We start from the raw sequence: 24,906 nt of genomic DNA, 5'->3' as shown, positions 1-24,906 counted from the left end.
ACCAAAACGGGCGAAGACTCGATCAAATCAATGGGAGAACGAGAATGACATTTTTCAGAAGCAATGGTGACCGGGTCCCGGCCGCTATCGAAGCGATGGCGGAGGAGGCGCGGGCGGGTCGTGTCGACCGGCGCGAATTCCTGGCTCTGGCGAGCGCCTTCGGCGCATCGACGGCTTTCGCCTATGGCATGCTCGGCCTTGCCGCGCCGACCAAGGCGCTCGCCGATGAGCCCAAGAAGGGCGGAACGCTGCATGTCGCGATGTCGGTCAAGGCGCAGAAGGACCCGCGCACCTATGACTGGACCGAAATGGCGAATGTCACCCGCACTTGGCTCGAACCGCTGGTGCGCTACACGCACCAGTTCACCTTCGAGCCGGTGCTGCTCGAAAGCTGGGACGTCAATGACGACGCCACCGAATACACGCTGCATCTGCGCAAGGGCGTCACCTGGAACAATGGCGATGCCTTCAACGCCGACGACGTGGTCGCCAATCTGAACCGCTGGTGCGAGAAGGGGGCGTCCGGCAATTCCATGGCCGCCCGTGTCGGCGCGCTGATCGACGCCAAGACCGGCAAGGCCAAGGATGGCGCGATCACCAAGGTCGACGACCACACGGTCAAGCTGAAGCTCAACGAAGCCGATATCGCCATCATCCCGGGCTTCACCGACTATCCGGCCCTGGTCGTGCACCGCGACTTCGACAAGGATGGCGCCGATCCGGTCAAGAAGCCGATCGGCACCGGAGCCTTCGAGCTGGTGTCTTATTCGGTGGGGTCGAAGGCGGTCGTCAAGCGCCGCGAGAACGGCAAGTGGTGGGGCGGCGAGGCGCCGCTCGACGGTGTGGAATTCATCGATTACGGCACCGACTTCAACGCGACGCTCAATGCCTTCGATTCCGGCGAGATCGATCTCGATTTCGAGACGCCGGCCGACTTCATCGATCCGCTCGACAAGATGGACCTGGTGAAATCGGAGGTGGCGACGGCAACCACGCTCGTTGCCCGCACCAACGTCACGCACAAGCCCTATGACGACAAGCGGGTGCGCAACGCGCTGCAAATGGCGGTCGACAACAACCAGGTGATGCAGCTCGGCTACAGTGGGCGCGGCACGGTCGGCGAGAACCACCATGTCAGCCCGATCCATCCCGAATACTACCCGCTGCCCAAGAAGGAGCGCGACGCCGCCGGCGCCAAGAAGCTGATGGCCGACGCTGGCCAGGCCGACTTCGAGCATGAGCTGATCACGGTCGAGGACGAATGGCAGAAGAATACCGGCGACGCGATCGCCGGCCAGTTGCGCGACGCCGGCATCAAGGTGAAGCGCACGGTGCTGCCTGGCTCGACCTTCTGGAACGACTGGACGAAATATCCTTATTCCATGACCATCTGGTACATGCGCCCGCTGGGCGTCCAGGTGCTGGCGCTCGGCTACCGTACCGGCGAGGCCTGGAACGAAACGGCCTATTCCAATCCGGATTTCGACGCCAAGCTCAAGGAGGCGCTGTCGCTCATCGACGTCGCCAAGCGCAAGGAGGTGATGAAGGATGTCGAGACGATCCTGCAGGATTCCGGCGTCATCATCCAGCCCTTCTGGCAGAAGCTCTACTGCCATATGAACAAGAAGGTGAAGAACTACACGATGCACCAGACCTACGAAATGGATTTCCAAAACGTCTGGCTGGATGCCTGAGCGCGCCTGGACTTCATGAGCCGCAAAAAAGCCGATATGCAGGATGCGTGGTGGCGATCTTGCCACCACGCCGCCGAACCTCCGGAGATCCTGCATGAAGCCGATAGTGCTTGCCGCTGCCATGTCGATGGCCTTCGACGCCGCGCTCGCCGGGCCGGCTTCCCACGCCGTGAAGTTCTTCTACGTGCCGGAAGTGAAGTTCGAGGCGGACGCCAAATATCGCGACCGCTTCACCGAGCCGGTCACCAGGCTGTTCGAAGCCAACGACAAGGCGCAGAAGGAGAAGCCCGACGAGGTGTCCTGCATCGATTTCGACCCCGGCCTCGACGCCCAGGATTTCGATCAGAAGACCCTGTCGAAGACGCTGAAGCTCACCGAGACCGTCAATGGCGATACGGCCGAGGTGACGGCCAACTTCAATCTTTTCCCGGAAGGCAATGACTCCAAACGCGAAATGGTGTGGTCGCTGAAGAAAGTGGACGGCAAGTGGAAGATCGCCGACATCACCTCCAAGACCAGCGACTGGAAGCTCAGCGCGCTGGAATGCGGCGCCTCGACGGAGTGATGCCGTGCTTCGTCGTCTTGTCCTTGCGCTGTCGAGCTTGTCGATGCTGGCCGCGGGGCTGAACGGCGGCGCCTCGGCGCAGGGGCTCTTCGGCGCGCCGCCGCCGAACGCGTCCTCGGGCGACAATGCGCCTGCGGACGACAAGTCGCCGCCTGCGGACGACAAGTCGCCGCCTGCGGACGACAAGTCGCCGCCTGCGGTCGATACCTCGCCGCCCGCCGCAACCCAGGCGCCGGAAAGCAAGCCGGCCGAACTGCCGCCGCCCGCGCCTGTCCTGCCTGGATCGCCGACGGCGGTGGTCAAGCCCTTCTACGACCATCTCGGGCTCGAGCTCGATCCGGCCCAGCGCAAGAACTTCGCCGATCCGGCGAAAACCGTGCTCGACAAGAGCGATGCGCTGCGCGCCTCGGGGCAGGGCGAATGCCTGGATCCCAACATGGCGCTCGACAATGCAGATTATGACAAGCTCGCCATCGACAAGAGCCTACGCACCATCGAGGCCGTCAATGGCGACCAGGCCAAGGTGGTCGTCGCCTTCGTCGTCGAAGGCCATCAGCATCGCCTCGAATGGAAGCTGAAGAAGATCGGCGGCGGCTGGAAGATCTCCGATCTTCTGTCGGTAACCGGCGAGTGGGCGCTCAGCCAGTACCAGTGCGAGTGATGGCGATCAGCTCAACCCCTTCCGCGATAAGGCGCGACGCCGGTATCCGGCAGCCAGACGTCCTTGGGCGGCGCGCCGGTCTGCCAGAAGACGTCGATGGGGATGCCGCCGCGCGGGAACCAGTAGCCGCCGACGCGCAGCCAGAGCGGCTTCGTCGCCTCGACGATGCGGCGGCCGATCATCACCGTGCATTCCTCATGGAAGGCGCCGTGGTTGCGGAACGAGGTCATGAACAACTTCAGCGACTTCGATTCCACCAGCGTCCGGTCGGGTGCGTAGTCGATAAGGATGTGGGCGAAGTCGGGCTGGCCGGTGACCGGACAGAGCGAGGTGAATTCCGGGCAAGTGAAACGCACGATCGCCGGCGGGCCGTCGCCGCGCTGGAACGGCACGGTCTCCAGGACCGCCTGTTCGGGGCCCTGTGGCGTCTCGACGTGCTTGCCGAGCTGGGTGAGGTTCTTGGCGTCGGTCATGGGCAACTCCTTGCTGCCGCCGACGGTTCTACGGGCGGCAGCGCAATCATTTGGCGCCGCGTTCAATCGGGCGCGGCGCGCTCATTAGCACAATTTGATTTTGAAACGGCAGGAAGAAGATGACCAGCAACGACCCGCTTCTCCAACCCTACCAGCTCAAGCACCTGACGCTGAAGAACCGGGTGATGTCGACCAGCCATGAACCGGCCTATTCCGAGGACGGCATGCCGAAGGAGCGCTACCGGCTCTACCACGCCGAAAAGGCCAAGGGCGGCATGGCGCTGACCATGACGGCGGGCTCGGCGATCGTTTCGCGCGACAGCCCGGCCGCCTTCGGCAATCTGCATGTCTATGACGACCGCATCGTGCCGTGGCTCGCCGAGCTCGCGGATGCCTGCCATGAGCATGACTGCAAGGTGATGATCCAGATCACCCATCTCGGCCGCCGCACGGGCTGGAACAAGGCCGATTGGCTGCCGGTGCTGTCGGCCTCGCCGGTGCGCGAGCCGGCGCATCGCGCCTTCCCGAAGACCATCGAGGGGTGGGACATCGAGCGCATCGTCGCCGACTATGCTTCGGCCGCGCAGCGCTGCCAGGCCGCCGGCCTCGACGGCATCGAGTTCGAATCCTACGGCCATCTGATGGATGGCTTCTGGTCGCCGCTGACCAACCATCGCGACGACGAGTTCGGCGGTTCGCTCGACAACCGGCTGCGCTTCACCGACATGGTGCTCGACGCGGTGCGCGCCGCGGTCGGCGAGAAATTCATCGTCGGTATTCGCATGGTCGCCGACGAGGATTTCGAAAAGGGCATCTCGAAGGAGGTGGGCGTCGAGATCGCCAAGCGGCTCGCCAATTCCGGCAAGGTCGATTTCCTCAACATCATTCGCGGCACGATCGAAACCGATGCGTCGCTGACCAAGGTCATTCCGGTGACCGGCATGCGCTCGTCGCCGCATCTCGATTTCGCCGGCGAGGTGAGGGCGGCGACGAAATTCCCGACCTTCCATGCGGCGCGCATTTCCGATGTCGCCACCGCCCGCCACGCCATCGCCACCGGCAAGCTCGACATGGTCGGCATGACGCGCGCCCATATCGCCGATCCGCATATCATCCGCAAAGTGATGGAAGGCCGCGAACATGAGATCCGCCCTTGCGTCGGCGCTACCTATTGCCTCGACCGAATCTATGAGGGCGGCGAAGCGCTTTGCGTCCACAACGCCGCGACCGGCCGGGAAGCGACCGTTCCGCACATTATCGCAAAGAGCGAAGGATCGAAGAAGAAAGTCGTGGTCGTGGGCGCCGGCGCCGGCGGTCTCGAAGCGGCTCGCGTGGCGGCCGAGCGCGGCCACCAGGTCATGGTGCTCGAAGCCTCCAGCCAGGCGGGCGGCCAGGTGCGGCTCGCCACGCAGAACCCGCGCCGCAAGGAGCTGATCGGCATCATCGACTGGCGGCTCGCCGAATTGGATAGGCTCGGCGTCGAGATCCGCTACGATACCTGGGCCGAGACGGACGATGTGCTGGCGCTGGCGCCCGATGTGGTGGTCGTGGCGACCGGCGGCCTGCCGCAGAACCCGCCGCTGACGGCCGGCGACAATCTCGTCACCTCGAGCTGGGACATCATGGCCGGCAGCGTCAAGCCGGCCGAGAACGTACTGCTTTACGACGACAATGGCGGCCATCAGGGCATGGGCGCCGCCGAGCTCATCGCCAACAGCGGCTCCAGGCTGGAGCTTGTCTCGCCCGAGCGCTTCTTCGCGCCGGAAATGGGTGGCCTGAACCACGTGCCCTACATGCGCGCCTTCCATGAAAAAGGCGTCACCGTCACCATCAACACCCGCCTGCGCTCGGTGCGGCGCGAGGGCAACCAACTCATCGCCGAGCTGGCATCGGACTTCGCCGATGGCTGGCGTGGCGAGCGGCGCGTCGACCAAGTGGTGGTCGAGCATGGCACAGCGCCGCTCGACGATCTTTATCTGTCGCTCAAGCCCCTGTCGAAGAATGGCGGCGCGGTCGACTATGAGCGGCTGGTGAGCGGCGGCGACATCTTCCCCGCGCGCAATGCCGAAGGCGGCTTCGTGATGTTTCGCATCGGCGACGCGGTCGCCTCGCGCAACATCCACGCCGCCATCTATGACGGCATCCGGTTCGGAATCCGGATCTGATTGGCTGGGGCATGATCCCCGAGATCATGCTCAAAAAACAGACGCGTAACGGACCATTGCAAGGAGAGCCACCTGCCGCTTCGGTCCGTTGCGCCGCGCCCGGTCGGTTTCGCCGGCCGTGCGATTTCAAAATAGCTTGGCAGTCGCCATGCAAAACACGGTGATGACCAGCAGCCCGCCGGCGATGCGTTCGCCTCTGGTCATTTTCGCCCGCAGCTGGGTCTGCGTCGCAGCGTCGGCGCCGGCAAGCTGCCTGCTGGCAGAGGCAACAAGCGCGCCCTGCACGCCGGCGGCGATCAGCGCCGTCAAAATGCCGAGCGCCAGCACCTTCTCCATCGGGCCGAACGCGCCCTCGTGGAAGAAATACCAGAGCAGTATGCCGGTCAGGAAAACTATGCCGGAGGCACCGAGCTGCGGCCGGATGAAACGCTCAGCCTTGATCTCCGGATCGCGGGCAACCGCTATGGTCGTGCCGGCCCAGAACACGCCGGCCATGACGTGCAGGCCGATGGTGACGATGTAGACATATTGCATGACCGCATTCCTCTCTGCCGCCCGCCGCGCCGCAGCTACGCCATCAATAAGACAAAGTTAGATATCTAACGATTAGATGTCAATGCATGAAGCCGAGTTCCACCTTGCCATTGCGTGCTCTACTGTCAGGTCATGACACCGTTTGACCGTCCACCCGTCGGCATGAATCTCGCACGCACCTCGAAGGTGGTGGCGCAGGCTTTCGATGCCGCGCTGGCCGAGGCTGGCGGCACGCTGCCGGTCTGGCTGACCTTGCTGTCGGTCAAGTCGAAGGAACTGGCCAACCAGCGCGAGCTTGCCGGCATGATCGGCATCCAGGGCGCGACGCTGACGCATCATCTCAACGCCATGGAAGCGCAAGGGTTGTTGACGCGCCGCCGCGATCCGGAAAACCGCAGGGTCCACCAGGTGGCGCTGACCGAGGCCGGCGAAACGCTGTTCGAAAAGCTCCGTCTCGCGGCCGTCGCTTTCGACAAGCGGCTGCGGGCCGGTATTCCCGACGACAAGCTCTCCGAATTCACGGAGGTGCTTGCGGCACTTAGGCGCAACGCCGAGCCGCCTCAGTCGTAACCCGCTATCGCGCCGAAGGCGTAGTGGCGCAACTTGAGCGCCGCGATCAACGCCGTCAGCTTCGCCTTGCCGTCGAAGGTGTCCTGGAACATCTCGTCATGCATGAGCAGGATCAGCTTGTTCGGCTTGGCGAAATGACCGTAGCCGAACAGATGATCGATCTCGCTGACCAGGTGGTCGACGCTCTGCACGGGCTTGCCGCTGTCCTCATGTACCCATTCGTGGTCCCAGCCATAGAGCCAGAAGCCCGACGCCGCGACGAATTCGTAGTCCGGATCCTCGCGCCCTGCCTCCGCCAGCCCCAGCGAATTGTCGTCCTTCGAGTAATTGGGCAGCCGGAACACGTCGCGTCCCGGCAGTCGCGCATGCACGGCCGGCTTCAAGCCCAGCACGGCATTCGCCCTGAGCATGTCGGCGACCACGCCTTCGGTGTCGCCGTAGAAATGCCGGTAGTGATTGTAGGCATGGCTGTAGCTGTGGTTGCCGATCGTCACCAGCGGCATCGATTTCGCCCGCTGCAGCAGCGCCCGGTTGGTGGCGTTCGCCTCGGCATGCATGCCGACCATGAACAGCGTCGCCGGCACCTGCTCGGCCTGCAGCACGTCGAGGATGTTGCTGGTGCCGTTCAGCGGCCCGTCGTCGAAAGTGAGATATACAGTGCGATCGGCGGCCAAAGCCGGCGACGCGACAAGCAGCAGAAGCGACAGGATAAAACGAAGCGGCATCCGCAGGAGCCGGTTGCGATCAATAGGCGGCCATTCCGACACCGGCGTGTCAAGCTTGTCGACGATCGCGCTAGGCCAAGCTGCCTTGCAGCACTTTCAGCTTCGCCTTCTTCGGGCTGCGCGCCAAAAGCCATTCGCGCGCCTTGTCCTGCGGCATCGGGAAGGCGATCGAATAGCCCTGCACCTGGTCGCAGCCGATCGCCATCAGCGAGTCGAGCTCCGCTTCGGTCTCCGCGCCTTCGGCGACAATCGAAATGCCGAGCCCCCGGGCAAGCTCGGTGATGGCGCGCACGATCTTGCTGTTGTCGCCGTTCTCGTTGATGTTCTGGACAAAGCGGCGGTCGATCTTCAGCCGGTCGATCTCGTTCGGATTGACGTGACTGAGCGAGGCATAGCCGGTGCCGAAATCGTCAAGTTCGAGATGCACCCCGGCGGCGCGGATATGGCGGAGCTTCGCGGCGATCCCGGTCTTCTCGTCGTCGAGGATGACGGATTCGACAATTTCCAGCGCCAGCTTCTGCGGCGCCAGCCCCACGCGCTCCAGCGTGCCGAACAAGAAGGCGTCGAAATCGGGCTCGCGCAACTCCGTGCCCGAGACGTTGACGGCGATGCGCCCGAAGTCGATGCCGGCGCGGTCCCATTCGGCGGCTTCCTCGATCGCCTTGCCGATGACGATGCGGCCGATATCCGGCATGAAGCCGCATTTCTCGGCGACCGGAATGAACTCGCCGGGCGAGATCATGCCGCGCGTCTCGTGCCTCCAGCGCACCAACGCCTCGATGCCGCTGATCTTGCCGCTGGTCAGCGACACCTGCGGCTGGAAATAGACCTCGAAGCTCTTATTGGCGATCGCCGTGCGGATGTCCTGTTCGAGCTGCTTGCGATAGTCGAGCTCGCGGCGCAGTTCCTCGGAGAAGAAGGAGAAATTGCCGCCGCCAAGCTTCTTGGCGGAATAAAGCGCGAGATCGGCATGGACGAGCAGGTCCTGCGCGTTGTCGGCGTCGACCGGATAGACCGCTATGCCGGCGCTGGCTCCGGGCATGATGGTCGTGCCCTGGAACGTGATCGGCTCGTTGATCTCGTCGAGGATGCGGTTGGCCAGCGCATGGATGTCCTCGGTGGTGCCGGCGCCGTTGAGGATCATGACGAACTCGTCGCCGCCGAGCCTGGCGCAGAGATCCGACGCGCGGCAGGAATCGCGCATGCGCTGCGCCGTCACCACCAGCACATAGTCGCCGGCGGCGTGGCCAAGCGTGTCGTTGATCTGCTTGAAGCGGTCGAGATCGAGCTGGATCACCGCAAGGCGCTCGCGGCGGCGGTGCGCCCCCTTGATCAGCGTGTCGAAATGGTCGGTGAGGAAGGTGCGGTTGTGCAGTCCGGTCAGGCCGTCATGCACGGCGATGAAGGCCATCGAGTTGCGGGCGTCGACCAGTTCGCGCGTCTTGCGCAGGATGGCGTTGGACATCGGCCGGAAGATGAACAGCGCCACCAGCACGATGACGCCGAGGGTGGCGAAGAACAGCGTGCGATGCAGGTCGAGGATGTTGCTTGATTTTTCGTCGGCGAAGGCGCTGATGCGCTGGCCGAGCGCGGCATAGCCGGACATTGTCGCGTTGGCGACGGAGGCGTCGAGGCCGACGCGTTCGCCGCCGCCTTTGTAGCCGTCGTTCTGCATGCCAAGCTGCGACGCGAAGGACGAGACCAGCCTGTCGCCATTGGCGACGAGGCCGACCGAGAAGTAGTCGAGGTGGAAAGGCTTGCTGAACAGCACGTATTCGATCGACTTCGGGTCGTTGCGCGCCGGCGAGAGCGGGTCGGCGCCGGTCTCCTTGAGCAGCCGGTCGTAGTTGGTCTCGAACTCGCCCGTCGCCTGCTTGAGCGCGGTGACCAGTGCCGGCTGCTTGTCGCGCGAGGCGCCGCCGGTGGCGCTGGCCAGGAAGACGATGCGCTGCGACAGCGCCTTCTGCGTCGAGACGATGTCGAGCAGCGCATGGTTGTGCTGCTGCTGCGCCATCAATTGCTGCAGAAGAATGAAGGAAGCCACCACCATGGCGGCGATGATCGTCAGCGCCAGCCAGTACCCGGTCTTGATGAGCAGGATCAGCTTGCGTGAAACGCTCTGCACTGGCTGCTGCGACATAACTTGCTGACCCCTCCGGTCGACGGATTCCTGCCCTGGATTCGTGGCGGGAAAACGCTTGCCTTGAAAGAGTTAACAGGTCGGCAAGGGGCGCTGGCGGCATGCGCGGCGGCGCGGCAAAGCTCGCAAGATGGTTATCACGTCCTTTCCCGCTCACCCCATTTTTGATCGTATCGCGGCCGCGCCTTCGCAGAGGATTGCGACCGGGCTTTCGCGGCGCCACCGAAGCGGTCGCTTTTGCGATGGATTTTTTGCAGCCATGGCGCGACAGTCCGGCCTCGAACCGAACAGGGCCGGACCATGAGCAAAGCATTCCTTTCCCACATCGACAGCGAGCTCCAGGGCCTCAAATCGGCCGGGCTCTACAAGTCCGAGCGGGTGATTTCCTCGATGCAGTCCGCCGAGATCGAGGTCGGCGGCGAAAAGGTGCTGAATTTCTGCGCCAACAACTATCTCGGCCTCGCCGATAGCCCGGATTTGCGCGACGCGGCAAAGCACGCGCTCGACCGCTACGGCTATGGCATGGCCTCGGTGCGCTTCATCTGCGGCACGCAGGAGGAACACAAGGAACTCGAGGCGACGATCTCGTCCTTCCTCGGCATGGACGACACCATCCTCTACTCCTCCTGCTTCGACGCCAATGGCGGCCTGTTCGAGACGCTGCTCGGCGAGGAGGACGCCATCATTTCGGACGCGTTGAACCACGCCTCGATCATCGACGGAGTCCGGCTCTCCAAGGCCAAGCGCTTCCGCTACGCCAACAACGACATGGGCGATCTCGAAGCGCGGCTGAAGGAGGCGAAGGACTGCCGCTTCCGGCTGGTCGCCACCGACGGCGTGTTCTCGATGGACGGCATCATCGCGAATTTGCACGGCGTCTGCGACCTCGCCGAGAAATACGACGCCATGGTCATGGTCGACGACAGCCATGCGGTCGGCTTCGTCGGCAGGAACGGTCGCGGCTCGGCCGAGCATTGCGGCGTCGAGGGCAGGGTGGACATCATCACCGGCACGCTCGGAAAAGCGCTGGGCGGCGCCTCCGGCGGCTACACGTCGGGCAAGAGCGAGGTGGTCGACTGGCTGCGCCAGCGCTCGCGGCCCTATCTCTTCTCCAACACGCTGATGCCGGCGATCGCCGGCGCCTCGATCAGGGTGTTCGACCTGATCCGCAATGGCGACGCGCTGCGCCAGCGCCTATATGCCAATGCGGATCGGTTCCGGTCCAGGATGGGCAGGCTCGGCTTCACGCTGGCCGGCGCCGACCACCCGATCATCCCGGTGATGCTGGGCGACGCCGCACTGGCGCAGGAGATGGCGGCGCGCATGCTGAAGCGCGGCATCTATGTCATCGGCTTCTCCTTCCCGGTGGTGCCTAAAGGCCAGGCGCGCATCCGCACGCAGATGTCGGCTGCCCACTCCAGCGCCGACATCGACCGCGCGGTCGAGGCGTTCGGCGCTATCGGCAAGGAACTTGGCGTCATTTCCTGAACGGCCGGCGACCAGAAAGCGATTCCGCATCTAGAGATTCGAAGGGCAAAAGAATGTCGAACATGATGAAGGCGCTGGTGAAGGCCAAGGCCGAGCCGGGCATCTGGATGGAAGAGGTGCCGGTGCCGGAGATCGGCCCCAACGACGTGCTGATCAAGGTCAAGAAGACCGCGATCTGCGGCACCGACGTCCATATCTACAATTGGGACCAGTGGGCGCAGAAGACGGTGCCGGTGCCGATGGTGACGGGCCACGAATTCGTCGGCACCGTTGCCGACTACGGCGCCGCGGTCACCGAATATAAGGTCGGCCAGCGCGTCTCGGGCGAAGGCCATATCGTCTGCGGCCATTGCCGCAACTGCCGCGCGGGCAGGGGGCATCTCTGCCGCAACACGCTGGGCGTCGGCGTCAACCGCCCCGGCGCCTTCGGCGAGTATCTGGCCATCCCGCAGCACAATGTCGTGCCGATCCCCGACGACGTGCCGGACGAGATCGCGGCGATCTTCGATCCGCTCGGCAATGCGGTACACACCGCATTGTCCTTCGATCTCGTCGGCGAGGACGTGCTGGTCACCGGCGCCGGGCCGATCGGCATCATGGGCGCGCTGGTCGCGCAATGCGTCGGCGCGCGCAAGGTCGTCATCACCGATATCAACCCGGTGCGGTTGGATCTGGCGCGAAAACTCGGCGTCCAGCACGTCGTCGACGCCTCGAAGGAAAAGCTGCGCGACATCATGCCGTCGATCGGCATGACCGAAGGTTTCGACGTCGGGTTGGAGATGTCGGGCGCCGCCCCCGCCTTCCGCGACATGATCGACACCATGAACAATGGCGGCAAGATCGCCATCCTCGGCATCGCGCCCACCGGCTTCGAGATCGACTGGAACAAGGTGATCTTCAAGATGCTGCATCTGAAAGGCATCTACGGCCGCGAGATGTTCGAGACCTGGTACAAGATGATCGCGCTCGTGCAGGGGCCGCTGGATGTCTCGGGGTTGATCACGCATCGTATCGGCATCGATGACTATCAGGCCGGGTTCGATGCGATGCGGAGCGGGAGTTCCGGTAAGGTCGTGATGGACTGGTAGCTGATTAGAAACGCCGGCGGGACTAGAGGGGGGCGAAGGATCGCTACGAAGGTGATATTACGCCTTCCAGCGCAGCCACACCCTTCGCTATCGCCGCCCGTTCCTCCGCATTCAATCTCGCCAGCAATTCCCTTTCAAACGCTTTCGCCAGCGGCACCATCTCGCGATAGGCCGCGAGCCCCGCCTTGGTCAGCACCAGGTGCTCGACGCGCCGATCCTTCTCGTCCGGCATGCGCGTCAGCCAGTGCCGCCGTTCAAGCTCCGCCACCGCGCGCGACACCTTGGTCTTGTGCATGGCCGACTGCTCTCCGAGTTCCGTCGCCGTCATCGTTCCGCGTTCACCCAGCCCGGAAAGCGTGCGCCATTCCGGCCGCGTCAGACCGTGGCGCTCCTTGTAGATGCGCGAGAACTCGCGGCTGACGGTGTCGGCAAGCCGGTAGAGCCGGTAGGGCAGGAAGCTTTCCAGCTCGAGGATATCCGGTTCCATGGAGTGCTCCCGGGGTGCAACACAGCCGTTGATAGTTACATTTTCAATGGTTACAAATGAAACCAGTTTGGTCAACATCGCCGGCAAGCCTCGCTTAGCGAAGGCCGACAAGCCGGGATCAGGGAGGATCGGATGGGCTTTTCCTACATGCCGGGCTTCGGCAATGATTTCGAGACCGAGACGCTGCCCGGCTCGCTGCCGCAGGGTCGCAACTCGCCACAGCGGCCGGCCTACGGGCTCTATGCCGAGCAGCTGTCGGGCTCGCCCTTCACTGCGCCGCGTGGCACCAACGAGCGCTCCTGGCTCTACCGCATTCGCCCGAGCGTGAAACACACCGGTCGCTTCCGGGGCGCGAGTAACCCCTTGTGGAAGACCGGGCCCAGTATTGGCGACCATGAGTTGGCGCTCGGTCAGTATCGCTGGAACCCGACGCCGATGCCCGGCGAGCCGACGGATTTCATCTCCGGCATGCGCACCTTCACCACGGCCGGTGACGCGGTCGGCCAGTCAGGCATGGCCGCGCACGTCTATGTCGCCAACCGCTCGATGGTGGACGACCACTTCTTCAACGCCGACGGCGAATTGCTGGTCGTGCCGCAGATAGGCGCGCTGCGCTTTGTCACCGAAATGGGTGTGATCGAGCTTCGGCCCGGCGAGATCGCCGTGCTGCCGCGTGGCCTCGTCTTCAAGGTCGAGCTCGCCGACAAGGAAGCGCGTGGTTATGTCTGCGAGAATTACGGCGCCAAGTTCACCATGCCCGACCGCGGCCCGATCGGCGCCAATTGCCTGGCCAATCCGCGCGACTTCAAGACGCCCTGCGCCTGGTTCGAGGAGAAGGAGACGCCGTGCCGGCTGATCGTCAAATGGTGCGGCGCCTTCCATGTCACCGAACTCGGCCATTCGCCGCTCGATGTCGTCGCGTGGCACGGCAACTACGCGCCCTACAAATATGATCTGGCGACGTTTTCGCCGGTTGGCGCCATCCTGTTCGACCATCCCGACCCGTCGATCTTCACAGTTCTGACGGCGCCGAGCGGCGAGGAGGGCACTGCCAATGTCGACTTCGTCATCTTCCCGCCGCGCTGGCTGGTGGCGGAAAACACCTTCCGGCCGCCCTGGTATCACCGCAACATCATGAGCGAGTTCATGGGCCTGATCCACGGCCAGTACGACGCCAAGGAAGAAGGCTTTGTCCCCGGCGGCATCAGCCTGCACAACCAGATGCTGGCGCATGGGCCGGACGCGTCGGGCTTTGAGAAAGCCACCCGCGCGGAGCTGAAGCCGGTGAAGCTCGACCACACCATGGCTTTCATGTTCGAGACGCGCTTTCCGCAGATGCTGACGCGCTACGCCGCCGAGCTCGGCACCTTGCAGGAGAACTATATCGACTGTTGGGCCGATCTGAAGAAGCGTTTTAACGGCACGCCGGAAGGTGACTGGTCTTGAGTGCCGAAAACGTGGATCGGCTCGTCCTGCTCGGCTCCAAGGGCGGCCCGGCAGTCCGGCCGGGCGGACCTTGGCCGAGTTCGTCGCTGCTCGCAATCGGCGGGCGCACCATCGTTGTTGATTGCGGGCTGGGCGTCACGCGCGGCCTGGTCGATGCCGGCATGAGCCTCAAGGCGCTCGACCTGATCTTCATCACACATCTCCATTCCGACCATCTTCTCGAGCTCGGGCCGCTGATCCACACCGCATGGACGGCGGGTTTGGCGACACCCGTGACGGTCTACGGGCCGTCAGGCACCCACGGCCACTGGCTGCATTTCTGCCGGGCGATGGAGTTCGACATCGAGATCCGCATCGTCGATGAGGGGCGGCCAGATATACGCGAACTGGTCTCCGTCAAGGAATTCGGCGAGGGGACCATCCTGGCGGAGGGTGGCCTGGCGGTGACGGCGCTGCGCGTCGACCATCCGCCGGTGATCGACTGTTTCGCGCTGCGTTTCGAGCATGGCGGCAGAAGCGTGGTGTTTTCCGCCGACACGGCGTTCTTTCCGCCGCTGGCCGATTTTGCCAAAGGGGCCGATGTCCTCGTCCACGAGGCCATGCTGGAGGAAGGTGTGGAAAGGCTGGTCGCTAGGACCGGCAATGGCGCTCGGCTGAAAGAGCACCTTTTCGCCAGCCACAGCCTCGCCGAGGAGGCGGGCCACATCGCCAGGGACGCCGGCGTGAAGCGACTGGTGCTCAACCACCTCATTCCGGCCGACGATCCCGCGATCGGCGAGGCCGACTGGGTCGCCGCCGCTAGGAAATCGTGGGCCGGTGACTTGACGATTGCCCGAGACGGCCTTGTTGTGGGGTTAAGCGGTCAGAAGGCCGCGTCAGGAGAGGAAACCGCATGAAGCTTGCCACATTGAAGAACGGGACGCGCGACGGGAAGCTGGTCGTGGTCTCGCGCGATCTGACGCGGTTCACCGACGCTTCCTTCCTGGTGCCGACGCTGCAGGCGGCGCTCGACGACTGGCGCCGCATCGCCCCGCATCTGGCGGCGATGGCGGAATCGCTGGAGACCAACGCGGTGCCGTCGGCGCGCTTTCATGAACATGACGCGCATTCGCCATTGCCGCGCGCCTATCAATGGGCGGACGGTTCGGCCTATGTGAACCATGTCGAGCTGGTGCGGAAGGCGCGCGGCGCCGAGATGCCAGCGAGCTTCTGGACCGATCCGCTGATCTACCAGGGCGGCTCGGACTCCTTCATTGCGCCGCGCGATCCGATCCGCATGGCGGACGAAGCCTTCGGCATCGACCTGGAGGCGGAGGTCGCCGCCGTCGTCGACGATGTGCCGATGGGCGCCAGTCTGGAACAAGCGAAGGAGGCAATCCGCCTAATTATGCTGGTCAACGACGTCACGCTGCGCGCCGTCACCGGGCCGGAACTGGCAAAAGGGTTTGGCTTCTTCCAATCGAAACCCTCTTCGGCCTTCTCGCCGGTCGCGGTCACGCCGGATGAACTGGGCGATGCCTGGGATGGTGGCAAGGTCAATCTCGCGCTGCTGGTCGATGTCAACGGCAAGCCGTTCGGCCGCGCCAATGCCGGCGTCGACATGACCTTCGATTTTCCGGCGCTGATCGCCCATGCCGCCAAGACGCGGCCGCTCGCCGCCGGCACCATCATCGGCTCGGGCACCGTCTCCAATAAGCTCGATGGCGGGCCTGGCAGGCCGGTTGCGGCGGGCGGCGCCGGCTATTCCTGCATCGCCGAGCTGCGCATGATCGAGACCATCGAGAACGGTGAGCCGAAGACGCCTTTTCTGCGTTTCGGCGACATGGTGCGCATCGAGATGAAGGACAGGGCTGGACATTCGATCTTCGGCGCCATCGAGCAGAAGGTCGAGAAATACGAGAGGTGAGGGAGCATTGAGGCGGTGACCATGCTGGAGCATCTGCGCCGCATGGCGCGCAACAATCTCTGGTCGAACGACCGGCTCTCTCGTGCCGTGCTGGCGCTTCAGCCTGGTGAGCTCGAGGCCGGGCGCACCAGCTTCTTTCCGTCGATCAGGGAGACGCTCAATCACATCCTGGCAGTCGACCTTCTCTATCTCGACTTCCTGACGGATGGAGGCCGTGGTGCCGCAGCCTACGACGACTACGTTCCGTTCGACGATGCGGCGAGCCTGGCGGCGGCGCAGGCCGACTTCGACCGCCGGCTGATTGCCTTCTGCGATCGCTTGTCCGAAGCCGATCTCGACCGCCGCGTCATCACCGACCGGCGCGAGGACGGCATGATCCCCGAAAAGATCGGTGACCTCCTCGCCCATCTCTTCCTGCACGACATCCATCACCGCGGCCAGGTGCATGCCATGCTTTCCGGCACTTCCGTTCCGCCGCCGCAATTGGATGAGTTTCTGCTCGATTACGACATCAAGCTGAGGAAGGACGAGGTCGAGCGGCTGAGATTGTGAACGAGTGAGTATGCTTCGGGAGTTATCGTAGTTACGAAAATTATTGACTTAATTATTGTCGGTACATAAATTCTTACGAAGATCGTTGCTTGGATTCGCCGCGTTGGACGAGGAGTTTTTTCTTGCGTCGACGATTCGAGCGGCCAAAACCGGCCGTTTCATGGCGATTGGTCGGATGGTCGGCGGTGTTGTTGCCGTAGTCTTTGCCCGGCTTGGCTCTGAAGGCGTCTCGATAGTTTCAATGCGGCCGGCCAATCAAACGGAACGGAGATTGTTCGATGGCGAAAGCTAAGCCGAACGCTGCAAAGCCCGAGAAGGAATTCAAGGCAGGCAAGGGCTTCACCAAGGAAGATTGGGATGCGGTTTCGGACAATCCCGAATGGACCGAGGAGGATTTTCGGAATGCCAGTCCCTTCGCCGACGTGTTTCCATATCTTGCCGAAAGCATTCGCCGCTCGCGCGGTCGCCGGCACTCGACAATCCGAAGAAACAGGTCACGCTGCGCCTCGACAGCGATGTGGTCGCCCGCTTCCGTGCCGGCGGACCGGGCTGGCAGAGCCGGATAAACGAGATTCTGCGGAAGGCCGCCGGCCTTTAGGATAGCCGGCGGTCTGGTCCTTCGGCCGGTTACGCCGCCTTGCCATCCAGCTTGATCACGCCACGCTTGATCTGGTCCTGCTCGATCGACTCGAACAAGGCGCGGAAATTGCCCTCGCCAAAGCCTTCGTCGCCCTTCCTCTGGATGAACTCGAAGAAGATCGGCCCGATGACGGTCTTGGAGAAGATCTGCAGCAGGATCTTGGTCGTGCCGCCGTCGACGACGCCTTCGCCGTCGATGAGGATGCCGTGCTTCTTCATGCGCTCGATCGGCTCGTCATGGCCGTTCACACGGGTCTGCGACATCTCGTAATAGGTGTCGGGTGGGCCGGGCATGAACTTCAGCCCGTTGGCGGCGAGCTTGTCGGTGGCCTCGTAGATGGCGTCGGTGCCGACGGCGATATGCTGGATGCCCTCGCCATTATACTTCTTCAGATACTCGGCGATCTGGCTGGTCTCGTCCTTGGACTCGTTCAGCGGAATGCGGATCTTGCCGCAGGGCGAGGTGATGGCGCGACTGACCAGCCCGGTGATCTTGCCGTCGATGTCGAAGAAATGGATCTGCTTGAAGCCAAACAGGTCGCGGTAGAAATCCCACCACTTGTCCATGTTGCCGCGATAGACATTGTGGGTGAGGTGGTCGAGGAAATAGAAGCCGACGCCTTCCGGCTTCGGGTCGCGCGCGGCCAGCCATTCGAACTCGCCGTCATAGGCCGAACCCTTTTCGCCATAGGCCTCGATGAAATAGAGCAGCGAGCCGCCGATGCCGACGATGGCCGGCACGTCCAACGCCTTGTCGGTGCCTTCATAGGGCATGGCGCCCTTGGCGACGGCGTGGTCGAAAGCGTGCCTGGCATCGACCACGCGCCAAGCCATCGAGGCGGCGCAGGGGCCGTGCTTTTCGACGAACTTCATCGCATGCGAGCCGGGCTCGGCGTTGACGACATAGTTTATGTCGCCTTGGCGCCACACGGTGATGTCCTTGCTGCGATGCCTGGCCACCGCCGTATAGCCCATGCGGGTGAAAAGCTCGGCGAGTTTTTCGGGCTCCGAATGCGCGAACTCGACGAATTCGAAACCGTCGGTGCCGGCGGGGTTTTGCTTGTTGATCCTGGCGGGTGGGGCGTCGTGCGGGAAGGGGCCCATGGCAGTCTCCGAAAGCTGTTGCGGCCGTGCTCGGCCAACTTTCACGATGATAGCGCGGAGCGTCCGCACGGTGCTTGCATTCAACCGCTTGAAATGCTCATCTTGCGCGCAAATTGTGCATGATTGGAGAAAAATCCATGGATGATGCGCGCATTGACCGATTTGACCGCAAGATATTGGCGCTTTTGCAGGATGATGCGCGATACACCAACAACGATCTGGCAGAGCGCGTGAACCTCTCGCCCTCGCAATGCTCGCGCCGCCGCCTGCGGCTGGAGGATGATGGCTATATCAAGGGCTACCGTGCCGTGCTCGACCGCGATCGTCTGGGCTTTTCGCTGGTCAACGTCATCTCGGTGACTTTGGCCACCCACAACCGAGACAATGCGCGGCGCTTCGGCGAACTGGTGGCGCGGCTGCCGGAGGTGCAGGAGGCGCACGCGCTGACCGGCGAGATGGATTACATCCTGAAGGTGGTGACGCCCGACCTCAAATCATTGTCCGAGTTCGTCAACGGCGTGCTCTTGCCGCACGAATCCGTGCAGCACGTGAAGACGGCGATCGTGCTGGAGACGCTCAAGGAAACCGGTGCGCTGCCGATTTAGTTCTTGGGTGGTATTGGATACGCTGGCGGGACAGCGCCCTCCTGTGAGATCGGCCTGCCGCGACGCCCGTCACCCCCGCTGCTGCTGGATCAGCCCGTAAAGGTTGGTGCAGCGCGCGCCTGAACGGCAATAGGCGAACACCGGGCCTTCGAGTTCGTCGAGCGCGGCAGCCTGGTCCTCGACATTGTCCATGGTGATCTGGCCGCTGATCACCGGGATATAGCGGAAGCCGAGCCCGGCTGCCTCGGCCGCGGCCTGGACGCTCCCGGCGGAAGGCTGGCCGGGCTGCTCATCGTCCGGCCGGTTGCAGATCACGCTCTTGAAGCCGGCGTCCTTGATGGCGGCAATGTCCTGCGGCTGGATCTGGCCGGAGACCGAATAGTCGTCGCTGATCTGGCGGTATTCCATGATGTCGTCCTCGCAATCTCTTTGGCCGCAGTCATGCCACCGTGTGGCAGGAGCGGCAATCCGTACCAGCGGATTTCCCTGCCAAATAGAGAATGCCGGCCGGAAAATCCAACCGTCGGCATTTTACCTTCTCCCCGTTCACGGGGAGAAGGTGCCCGAAGGGCGGATGAGGGGCAGCGCCGGCGTCGAATGTTTCGCCGGGCTGCACGTCAGCTTCCCAGGATCGCGCCTTTGATCTGCGTGATGTTGTTGTGCATCATGTCGATATAGGTCGACGCCGGGCCATCGGACGCCGACAGCGCATCCGAATAGAGCGTGCCGCCGACCTTGATGCCGGTCTCGCCGGCGATCTGCTCGATCAGCCGCGGATTGGTGATGTTTTCCACGAAGATCGCCGTCGCCTTGTCCTGCTTCACCTGTTCGACCAGCTTGGCGACATCGGCGGCCGACGGCTCGGAATCGGTCGAGATGCCCTGCGGGGCCAGGACGGTCAGCCCGTATGCGCGCTCGAAATAGCCGAAGGCGTCATGCGAGGTTATGACCACGCGCTTGGCTTCCGGGATCGACTGGATCGTTGCCTTCACTTCGCTTTCCAGCGCGTCGAGCTTGGTGGTGTAGGCGGCGGCATTGGCCTTGTAGCTGTCGCAGCCCTCGCTATCGGCCGTGCAGAACGCCTCGGCGATGTTCTTCACATAGATCTTGGCGTTGGCGATCGACTGAAAGGCGTGCGGATCGGTGACCGTCTTGCCGCCGCCGGTGTCCGCGCCTTCGGCCGCGTCGGCATCGGCGAATTCCGGCTTGAAGTCGATCGGCGTCACGCCTTTGGTCAAGGTGACGATCGAGGCCTTGGTGGCGCTGGCGTCGACCAGGCGCTGCAGAAAACCTTCGAAATGCAGGCCGTTGACCAGTACGACGTCGGCTTTAGCCATCGCAACCGCGTCCGCCGGGCTCGGCTCATAGACATGCGCGTCGCCGTCCGGCCCGACGATGGTGGTGATGTTGACACGGTCGCCGCCGACATTCTTCGCAAAATCGGCAATCACGGTGAAGCTCGCCACGACCTTGAGCGGCGCCGCGAAGGCGGAGGGCGCTGCAAAGACGCTTAATGTTATAACGCTCAACGCCAGCGCGACACGGAAGGATTTCAGCATTGGGTGGCCTCCTTGCTTGGGGATTGGGGTCAGGCGGTTCGGTGTCGGTGATGCACGATGCGGGCGCTCAGCACGCCGCGCGTGCCGAACAGGACCGAGCAGAAATAGACGACGCCGGCCGAAAGGATGATCGCCGGGCCCGAGGGCAGCGAGGCGTGATAGGACAAAAGCAGTCCGGCGATGCAGGAGGCAAAGCCTATCAGTACCGCCAGCACGCACATCGGCTCCACGCGCACCGTCCAGAAGCGGGCGGCGGCGGCCGGTAGCATCATCAGCCCGACCGAGAGCAGCGTGCCCAAAGCCTGGAAGCCGCCGACGAGGTTGAGCACGACGAGGCCGAGGAAGATGAAATGCACCGGGCTGCCCATGCGGCTCACCGAGCGCAGGAACAGCGGATCGAGGCACTCGGCGACCAGCGCGCGCCAGAAGACGGCGAGGCAGGCGAGCGTCACCACCACGATGCCGCCGATCAGGATGAGCGCCTCATTGTTGAGCGCCAGCACCGTGCCGAACAGCACATGCATGAGGTCGACGCTGGAGCCGCGGATCGACACCATCAGCACGCCGACGGCCAGCGAGATGAGATAGAAGGCCGCCATCGAGGCGTCCTCGCGCTGGATGGTGAAGCGTGACACGGCGCCCGCGCCGAGCGCCACGATGATGCCGGCGATCAGTCCGCCGACGGTCATCGGCAGGATTTCGAGGCCATAAAGCAGGAAGCCGGCGGCGGCGCCCGGCAGGATGGCATGCGCCATGGCGTCGCCCGACAGGCTCATGCGCCGCAGCATCAGGAAGACGCCCACAGGGCAGGCGCCGAGCGACAGCATCAGCGAGCCGAACAGCGCCCGCTGCATGAAGGCGAAGTCGGCGAAGGGCGCGATGAACAGGCCGTAGAGGAAATCCATCACGCCGTCCTCGGTCCGGGGCCATGCTGGTGATCATGCGCATGATCATGATGGCCGTGCCCATGGTCATGGGCGTGATCATGCCCGCTCGGCTCGCACCAGGGCGCGTTCTCTTCCCACGCCTCGTGGAAGCGCCGCGCCTCGAGCAGGTTTTCCGGCCGCAGCGTTTCCCGCGTCTCGCCCCAGGCGACCGGCTGACGGGCAAGCAGCAGCGTCTCCGGGAAATTCTGCCGCACGAGATCGAGGTCGTGCACGACGACCATGATCGTCCGCTCCTCGCCATGCCAGCGTTTGATCAGGGCAATCAGGTCGCCGACGGTCTTGGCGTCGACCGCGTTGAACGGCTCGTCGAGCAGGATGAGGTCGGCGTCTTGCAAAAGCACGCGGGCAAACAGCGTGCGCTGCAATTGGCCGCCGGAGAGCGTGTCGATCGGCCGCTTCTCGAAGCCGCCGAGCCCGACCGCCGTCAGCGCCCTGCTGACGGAGTCGCGGTCTTCCCTGGTGTAGCGGCCGAGCATGCCGCGCTTCGGCCACAGCCCCAGCGAGACCAGGTCGACGACACGCGCCGGAAAGGAGCGGTCGAGCTCCGACTGCTGCGGCAGATAGGCGGTGCGCACCCCGGGCATACGGACCACCGCGCCTTCCATCGGCTTCAGCACGCCCACGATGCCCTTCATCAGCGTCGACTTGCCCGAACCGTTGGCGCCGACCACGGCGGTCAGCGAGCCTTTGCGGACGATGCCGTTCAAATGATGGATGGCCGGGTGGCTGTTGTAGCCCAGCGTCAGGTCGCGGAAGGTCAGGCAGGCATTGGTCATAGACGTCGGTCCGCGAAATCGAGTGCGTCGTCGATATGTGATGTTATTACATTAGTCAACACGCCAGCCCGGTGCAATTGTGTCACGACCGGTCAACTCGCCGTATAGGCGAGCCGTTCGAGACGGACATTGGCTCAATTGGTTTCGCGTCCGCGGCCTTGCCCCGCGCCGGCCCGGACTCTAAAGAGCAGCGACTACCACAACGAAGGAACCTCCAATGAGCATTCGTCGCATCGATGTCGGCCCGCGCATGAGCCAGATCGTCATCCACGGCAACACCGTCTATCTGGCCGGCCAGGTCGGCGAGTCCGGCGGCAACGTCGCCTCGCAGACGCGCGATATCCTGAAGACCATCGACGAATTGCTGGCCAAGGCCGGCACCGACAAGACCAAGATCGTGCAGGCGATCATCTGGCTGGACGACATGAAGACCTTCGCCGAGATGAACGCGGAATGGGACAAGTGGGTGCCGCAGGGCCATACGCCGGCCCGCGCCACCGGCGAAGCCAAGCTCGCCACCCCGGAGTATCTGGTCGAGATCATTGTCACGGCGGCGCTGTAAGGCGCCGACTTTCCCTTCTTCCGCAAGGGGAGAAGGGAACAGCGCTATCCCTGCGACGGCGTGAACCGCGCCACCAGCGTGTGGCTCTCGGCCGGATAGACAAACCGCACATGCGTCACCGGGTGCTCGGCGCTCCAGGTCCGGCGTTCGACCACCAGGCAGGGCGCGCCCGGGTCGATGTCGAGCGCGTCGGCGATTGTCTCGTCGGCGGCCATGGCGCGGATGCGGTGCTCGGCCTCGCTCCACGGCACGCGGCCGATCAGCCAGGGGCCCGGCGCAATGTCGGCAAATTCCTCCTCGCTGGCCTCGGCCACGGCTGAGAGATTGATCAGCCGCTGCTCGAGCGCGAACGGCCGTTCGCCGGCAAAATGCAGACCTTCCAGCGCAAGCACCTGACCTGATGCGGAAAGCCCAAGCAGCGCGCGGTCCTCGGCGCTGCTGCGCCGCTTGAGGCGTTCCAGCCGCTCATAGCGATAGGGCAGGCCGAGCGCCTCGACCTCGATCCGGATGTCGTGCAGTTCCAGCACCGCTGCCTGCGACTGCGGCTGGCGTACGAAACTGCCGGAGCGGCGGCGGCGCTCTATCAATCCGGCCTTGGCGAGTTGCGACAGCGCCTTGTTCACAGTCATGCGCGAGCAATTGTATTGGGCCGTCAGCTCATGCTCGAACGGAATGCGGTGGCTAGGCGCCCAGGCGCCTGACAGGATTTTCTCGCGGATATCGGACAGGATGCGCTGATGCAGCGAGAGGATCTCGCCGCCCTCGACATCATCCGTTTCGACAAGGCTCATCGGATGGTCCTGCTCAGGTTTGTGACAATGCGGTCATGACTTCGCGGAACCGCGCCGCGACCGCGTCGCGCTTCGCATGCCTGCCGCCGCTGACCTGTTTCTTGCCGTGTATCCAGACACAGTCGACCTTGCTGCCATTGGCAAAGATCCAGGCGTCGAGGATCGCGTCGCCCGATTTGCCGGCAAGTGAGGGATGGTCTGCGTCAAGCGAAACGAGATCGGCTGGACCGCCTGCGGCAATCCGCGACGGGCCGGCGCCGAGCGCCTGGCTGCCGCCGTCGAGCGAAGCGTCGAACAGCGCGCGTCCCGTGGATCCGCCGGCGCGGGCCAGCACATTGCGAGCGCGGTGGGCGAGGCGCTGCGAATATTCGAGCTGCCTCAACTCGTCCGGCAGACCGATCAGCACATTGGAATCGGAGCCGACGCCAAAGCGGCCGCCATGCTCGATGAACAGCGGCGCGGCAAACGTGCCATCGCCGAGATTGGCCTCGGTGATAGGGCAGAGCCCGGCGATGGCGCCGCTTTTGGCCATGGCGATCGTTTCGGCCTCGGTCATATGCGTGGCGTGGATCAGACACCAGCGCCCGTCTACCTCGGCGTTGGCAAGCAAGAACGCGACCGGACGCTTGCCCGACCAGGTAACGCAGTCCTCGACTTCCTTCACCTGCTCGGCGACATGGATATGGATCGGCCCGTTCGGCGCCATCGCTGCGACGGCCTTGAGCTCGTCCGGCGTTGCGGCGCGCAGGCTGTGCGGCGCGACACCGACGACAGGCTGCTCCAATGGGCGAACGCCATCGCGAGCTTTCTCAAGCAGTCGTCCGAAACGCTCGACATCATTGATGAATCGCCGCTGGCCTTCATTCGGTGCCGCGCCGCCGAAGGCGGAGTGGGCGTAGAAGACCGGCAGCAGCGTCAGCCCGATGCCGGTCTCGGCGGCCGCGGCGGCGATCCGCTCCGCCATTTCCGCGATATTGGCGTAAGGCTGTCCGTCTCGGTCGTGATGCAGGTAATGAAATTCGCCGACGCGCGAGAAGCCGGCCTCCAGCATTTCGACATAAAGCTGTGACGCGACCGCCTCGACTTGGTCCGGTGTCATCGACAGCGCGAAGCGGTACATCACCTCGCGCCAGCTCCAGAAACTGTCGGCCGAAGGGCCGCGCAGCTCGGCAAGACCCGCCATGCCGCGCTGGAAGGCGTGGCTGTGCAGGTTAGGCATGCCGGGCAGGATGATGGCATGGCGCTCGTCGCCGGCTTGCGCGGAAGCGCCGGCCTTGACCGTCGAGATGCGGCCGCCGTCGAAAGCGATCCTCACATTGCTCTGCCAACCGCCAGGCAGCAGTGCCTGTTCCGCAAAGATCGCCGTCACCTTTATCTCCGAATCTCGATGCGAGAGCGACATTACCACTTGCGCCGCTTTTCGATATGT

Annotated in this window: 26 protein-coding genes and 1 pseudogene; 15 read left to right on the top strand and 12 right to left on the bottom strand. The window is 63.8% G+C overall.

Annotated features, from left to right (window positions below; all coding sequences use genetic code 11):
* Positions 1-44 precede the first annotated feature (44 nt).
* From FJW10_RS12820 to FJW10_RS12810, 3 genes are all read left to right on the top strand, one after another.
* Positions 45-1,694: an ABC transporter substrate-binding protein gene (locus FJW10_RS12820; protein WP_140900368.1), complete on the top strand. Its 1,650-nt coding sequence runs from the start codon at positions 45-47 to the stop codon at positions 1,692-1,694.
* A gap of 94 nt (positions 1,695-1,788) precedes the next feature.
* On the top strand, positions 1,789-2,259 hold the full coding sequence (locus FJW10_RS12815; protein ID WP_140900367.1) for a DUF3828 domain-containing protein: 471 nt from the start codon (positions 1,789-1,791) through the stop codon (positions 2,257-2,259).
* Between the two features lie 4 nt (positions 2,260-2,263).
* Positions 2,264-2,920 (top strand): hypothetical protein, encoded by a 657-nt coding sequence (locus tag FJW10_RS12810; RefSeq protein WP_140900366.1) that lies wholly within the window; start codon positions 2,264-2,266, stop codon positions 2,918-2,920.
* Positions 2,921-2,931: 11 nt separating this feature from the next.
* On the opposite strand, the gene queF is transcribed toward FJW10_RS12810, so the two are convergent.
* Positions 2,932-3,393, bottom strand: coding sequence for a preQ(1) synthase (gene queF / locus FJW10_RS12805; protein WP_140900365.1), 462 nt, complete (start codon positions 3,391-3,393; stop codon positions 2,932-2,934).
* A gap of 119 nt (positions 3,394-3,512) precedes the next feature.
* Here queF and FJW10_RS12800 point away from each other — a divergent pair, with 119 nt between their 5' ends.
* On the top strand, positions 3,513-5,558 hold the full coding sequence (locus tag FJW10_RS12800; protein ID WP_140900364.1) for an NADH:flavin oxidoreductase: 2,046 nt from the start codon (positions 3,513-3,515) through the stop codon (positions 5,556-5,558).
* 126 nt (positions 5,559-5,684) lie between these two features.
* Here FJW10_RS12800 and FJW10_RS12795 read toward each other — a convergent pair whose 3' ends face one another.
* Complete coding sequence (locus FJW10_RS12795; protein WP_140836728.1) at positions 5,685-6,092, bottom strand: hypothetical protein; 408 nt, start codon at positions 6,090-6,092, stop codon at positions 5,685-5,687.
* Between the two features lie 162 nt (positions 6,093-6,254).
* On the opposite strand from FJW10_RS12795, the gene FJW10_RS12790 reads away from it, so the two are divergent.
* Positions 6,255-6,662 carry a MarR family winged helix-turn-helix transcriptional regulator gene (locus tag FJW10_RS12790; protein ID WP_246674237.1) on the top strand — a complete coding sequence of 136 codons (408 nt, stop codon included), beginning with the start codon at positions 6,255-6,257 and terminating at the stop codon, positions 6,660-6,662.
* On the opposite strand, the gene FJW10_RS12785 is transcribed toward FJW10_RS12790, so the two are convergent.
* Together FJW10_RS12785 and FJW10_RS12780 are read right to left on the bottom strand one after the other, a co-directional pair.
* On the bottom strand, positions 6,653-7,387 hold the full coding sequence (locus FJW10_RS12785; protein ID WP_140900362.1) for a polysaccharide deacetylase family protein: 735 nt from the start codon (positions 7,385-7,387) through the stop codon (positions 6,653-6,655). The genes FJW10_RS12790 and FJW10_RS12785 overlap by 10 nt on opposite strands.
* A 70-nt stretch (positions 7,388-7,457) precedes the next feature.
* A complete protein-coding gene (locus FJW10_RS12780) occupies positions 7,458-9,527 on the bottom strand; it encodes an EAL domain-containing protein (protein ID WP_140836717.1) in 2,070 nt (689 codons plus the stop codon).
* Positions 9,528-9,827: 300 nt separating this feature from the next.
* On the opposite strand from FJW10_RS12780, the gene FJW10_RS12775 reads away from it, so the two are divergent.
* Positions 9,828-11,015, top strand: a complete 1,188-nt coding sequence (locus FJW10_RS12775; RefSeq protein WP_140900361.1) for a glycine C-acetyltransferase — start codon at positions 9,828-9,830, stop codon at positions 11,013-11,015.
* A 53-nt stretch (positions 11,016-11,068) separates the two neighbouring features.
* Complete coding sequence (gene tdh, locus FJW10_RS12770) at positions 11,069-12,103, top strand: L-threonine 3-dehydrogenase (RefSeq protein WP_140783480.1); 1,035 nt, start codon at positions 11,069-11,071, stop codon at positions 12,101-12,103.
* Positions 12,104-12,146: 43 nt separating this feature from the next.
* On the opposite strand, the gene FJW10_RS12765 is transcribed toward tdh, so the two are convergent.
* Entirely contained in the window at positions 12,147-12,590 is a 444-nt protein-coding gene (locus FJW10_RS12765) for a MarR family transcriptional regulator (RefSeq protein ID WP_140900360.1), read from the bottom strand.
* 132 nt (positions 12,591-12,722) lie between these two features.
* On the opposite strand from FJW10_RS12765, the gene hmgA reads away from it, so the two are divergent.
* The 6 genes and pseudogenes from hmgA (at position 12,723) to FJW10_RS12735 (ending at position 17,092) form a co-directional block, all read left to right on the top strand.
* Complete coding sequence (hmgA, locus tag FJW10_RS12760) at positions 12,723-14,036, top strand: homogentisate 1,2-dioxygenase (protein ID WP_140900359.1); 1,314 nt, start codon at positions 12,723-12,725, stop codon at positions 14,034-14,036.
* Positions 14,033-14,932 (top strand): MBL fold metallo-hydrolase, encoded by a 900-nt coding sequence (locus FJW10_RS12755; protein ID WP_140900358.1) that lies wholly within the window; start codon positions 14,033-14,035, stop codon positions 14,930-14,932. Before hmgA ends, FJW10_RS12755 begins: the two co-directional genes overlap by 4 nt.
* Positions 14,929-15,942: a fumarylacetoacetate hydrolase family protein gene (locus FJW10_RS12750; RefSeq protein WP_140900357.1), complete on the top strand. Its 1,014-nt coding sequence runs from the start codon at positions 14,929-14,931 to the stop codon at positions 15,940-15,942. Before FJW10_RS12755 ends, FJW10_RS12750 begins: the two co-directional genes overlap by 4 nt.
* 15 nt (positions 15,943-15,957) lie before the next feature.
* Positions 15,958-16,494 carry a DinB family protein gene (locus FJW10_RS12745; RefSeq protein WP_140835436.1) on the top strand — a complete coding sequence of 179 codons (537 nt, stop codon included), beginning with the start codon at positions 15,958-15,960 and terminating at the stop codon, positions 16,492-16,494.
* An 85-nt stretch (positions 16,495-16,579) separates the two neighbouring features.
* Positions 16,580-16,786 carry a hypothetical protein gene (locus FJW10_RS12740; protein ID WP_246674236.1) on the top strand — a complete coding sequence of 69 codons (207 nt, stop codon included), beginning with the start codon at positions 16,580-16,582 and terminating at the stop codon, positions 16,784-16,786.
* A pseudogene (locus FJW10_RS12735) lies at positions 16,773-17,092 on the top strand (BrnA antitoxin family protein). The gene FJW10_RS12740 and the pseudogene FJW10_RS12735 overlap by 14 nt, the downstream one beginning before the upstream one ends.
* A gap of 29 nt (positions 17,093-17,121) precedes the next feature.
* On the opposite strand, the gene hppD reads toward FJW10_RS12735, so the two are convergent.
* Positions 17,122-18,237 (bottom strand): 4-hydroxyphenylpyruvate dioxygenase, encoded by a 1,116-nt coding sequence (gene hppD, locus FJW10_RS12730; protein ID WP_140900355.1) that lies wholly within the window; start codon positions 18,235-18,237, stop codon positions 17,122-17,124.
* 137 nt (positions 18,238-18,374) lie between these two features.
* On the opposite strand from hppD, the gene FJW10_RS12725 reads away from it, so the two are divergent.
* Positions 18,375-18,842 (top strand): Lrp/AsnC family transcriptional regulator, encoded by a 468-nt coding sequence (locus FJW10_RS12725; RefSeq protein WP_140900354.1) that lies wholly within the window; start codon positions 18,375-18,377, stop codon positions 18,840-18,842.
* A 69-nt stretch (positions 18,843-18,911) separates the two neighbouring features.
* Here FJW10_RS12725 and FJW10_RS12720 read toward each other — a convergent pair whose 3' ends face one another.
* The 4 genes from FJW10_RS12720 to aztA all read right to left on the bottom strand — a co-directional run bounded on the left by FJW10_RS12720 (position 18,912) and on the right by aztA (position 22,124).
* Positions 18,912-19,250, bottom strand: a complete 339-nt coding sequence (locus FJW10_RS12720; protein ID WP_140835441.1) for a TIGR01244 family sulfur transferase — start codon at positions 19,248-19,250, stop codon at positions 18,912-18,914.
* Between the two features lie 209 nt (positions 19,251-19,459).
* The gene (gene aztC, locus FJW10_RS12715) at positions 19,460-20,401 is read right to left on the bottom strand and encodes a zinc ABC transporter substrate-binding protein AztC (protein WP_140900353.1); all 942 of its coding nucleotides are present in this window, start codon (positions 20,399-20,401) and stop codon (positions 19,460-19,462) included.
* Positions 20,402-20,430: 29 nt separating this feature from the next.
* Positions 20,431-21,306 (bottom strand): zinc ABC transporter permease AztB, encoded by an 876-nt coding sequence (aztB, locus tag FJW10_RS12710; RefSeq protein WP_140900352.1) that lies wholly within the window; start codon positions 21,304-21,306, stop codon positions 20,431-20,433.
* On the bottom strand, positions 21,306-22,124 hold the full coding sequence (gene aztA / locus FJW10_RS12705) for a zinc ABC transporter ATP-binding protein AztA (protein WP_140900351.1): 819 nt from the start codon (positions 22,122-22,124) through the stop codon (positions 21,306-21,308). The genes aztB and aztA overlap by 1 nt, the downstream gene beginning before the upstream one ends.
* 217 nt (positions 22,125-22,341) lie before the next feature.
* Between aztA and FJW10_RS12700 the strand changes: the two genes are divergently transcribed.
* Positions 22,342-22,686 (top strand): RidA family protein, encoded by a 345-nt coding sequence (locus FJW10_RS12700; RefSeq protein ID WP_140900350.1) that lies wholly within the window; start codon positions 22,342-22,344, stop codon positions 22,684-22,686.
* 44 nt (positions 22,687-22,730) lie between these two features.
* Here FJW10_RS12700 and hutC read toward each other — a convergent pair whose 3' ends face one another.
* Positions 22,731-23,477, bottom strand: a complete 747-nt coding sequence (gene hutC, locus FJW10_RS12695; protein ID WP_140900349.1) for a histidine utilization repressor — start codon at positions 23,475-23,477, stop codon at positions 22,731-22,733.
* Positions 23,478-23,490: 13 nt separating this feature from the next.
* Positions 23,491-24,846, bottom strand: coding sequence for a formimidoylglutamate deiminase (locus FJW10_RS12690; RefSeq protein ID WP_140900348.1), 1,356 nt, complete (start codon positions 24,844-24,846; stop codon positions 23,491-23,493).
* Positions 24,847-24,906 lie beyond the last annotated feature (60 nt).

The organism is Mesorhizobium sp. B4-1-1 (assembly GCF_006439375.1).
In the GTDB taxonomy this organism is placed as follows: Bacteria; Pseudomonadota; Alphaproteobacteria; order Rhizobiales; family Rhizobiaceae; genus Mesorhizobium.
The sequence above is the reverse complement of the archived record's forward strand: the minus strand, read 5'-3'. Positions and strand labels throughout refer to the sequence as shown.

What these genes read in the sequence shown, in the direction of transcription:
- FJW10_RS12790 (WP_246674237.1), top strand. Translation starts at nt 6,255, where the DNA reads ATGAATCTCGCACGCACCTCGAAGGTGGTGGCGCAGGCTTTCGATGCC.
- hppD (WP_140900355.1), bottom strand. Translation starts at nt 18,237, where the DNA reads ATGGGCCCCTTCCCGCACGACGCCCCACCCGCCAGGATCAACAAGCAA.
- FJW10_RS12800 (WP_140900364.1), top strand. Translation starts at nt 3,513, where the DNA reads ATGACCAGCAACGACCCGCTTCTCCAACCCTACCAGCTCAAGCACCTG.
- FJW10_RS12785 (WP_140900362.1), bottom strand. Translation starts at nt 7,387, where the DNA reads ATGCCGCTTCGTTTTATCCTGTCGCTTCTGCTGCTTGTCGCGTCGCCG.
- aztB (WP_140900352.1), bottom strand. Translation starts at nt 21,306, where the DNA reads ATGGATTTCCTCTACGGCCTGTTCATCGCGCCCTTCGCCGACTTCGCC.
- hutC (WP_140900349.1), bottom strand. Translation starts at nt 23,477, where the DNA reads ATGAGCCTTGTCGAAACGGATGATGTCGAGGGCGGCGAGATCCTCTCG.
- FJW10_RS12795 (WP_140836728.1), bottom strand. Translation starts at nt 6,092, where the DNA reads ATGCAATATGTCTACATCGTCACCATCGGCCTGCACGTCATGGCCGGC.
- FJW10_RS12820 (WP_140900368.1), top strand. Translation starts at nt 45, where the DNA reads ATGACATTTTTCAGAAGCAATGGTGACCGGGTCCCGGCCGCTATCGAA.
- aztA (WP_140900351.1), bottom strand. Translation starts at nt 22,124, where the DNA reads ATGACCAATGCCTGCCTGACCTTCCGCGACCTGACGCTGGGCTACAAC.
- tdh (WP_140783480.1), top strand. Translation starts at nt 11,069, where the DNA reads ATGTCGAACATGATGAAGGCGCTGGTGAAGGCCAAGGCCGAGCCGGGC.
- FJW10_RS12775 (WP_140900361.1), top strand. Translation starts at nt 9,828, where the DNA reads ATGAGCAAAGCATTCCTTTCCCACATCGACAGCGAGCTCCAGGGCCTC.
- FJW10_RS12815 (WP_140900367.1), top strand. Translation starts at nt 1,789, where the DNA reads ATGAAGCCGATAGTGCTTGCCGCTGCCATGTCGATGGCCTTCGACGCC.
- aztC (WP_140900353.1), bottom strand. Translation starts at nt 20,401, where the DNA reads ATGCTGAAATCCTTCCGTGTCGCGCTGGCGTTGAGCGTTATAACATTA.
- FJW10_RS12725 (WP_140900354.1), top strand. Translation starts at nt 18,375, where the DNA reads ATGGATGATGCGCGCATTGACCGATTTGACCGCAAGATATTGGCGCTT.
- FJW10_RS12700 (WP_140900350.1), top strand. Translation starts at nt 22,342, where the DNA reads ATGAGCATTCGTCGCATCGATGTCGGCCCGCGCATGAGCCAGATCGTC.
- queF (WP_140900365.1), bottom strand. Translation starts at nt 3,393, where the DNA reads ATGACCGACGCCAAGAACCTCACCCAGCTCGGCAAGCACGTCGAGACG.
- FJW10_RS12720 (WP_140835441.1), bottom strand. Translation starts at nt 19,250, where the DNA reads ATGGAATACCGCCAGATCAGCGACGACTATTCGGTCTCCGGCCAGATC.
- FJW10_RS12765 (WP_140900360.1), bottom strand. Translation starts at nt 12,590, where the DNA reads ATGGAACCGGATATCCTCGAGCTGGAAAGCTTCCTGCCCTACCGGCTC.
- FJW10_RS12780 (WP_140836717.1), bottom strand. Translation starts at nt 9,527, where the DNA reads ATGTCGCAGCAGCCAGTGCAGAGCGTTTCACGCAAGCTGATCCTGCTC.
- hmgA (WP_140900359.1), top strand. Translation starts at nt 12,723, where the DNA reads ATGGGCTTTTCCTACATGCCGGGCTTCGGCAATGATTTCGAGACCGAG.
- FJW10_RS12750 (WP_140900357.1), top strand. Translation starts at nt 14,929, where the DNA reads ATGAAGCTTGCCACATTGAAGAACGGGACGCGCGACGGGAAGCTGGTC.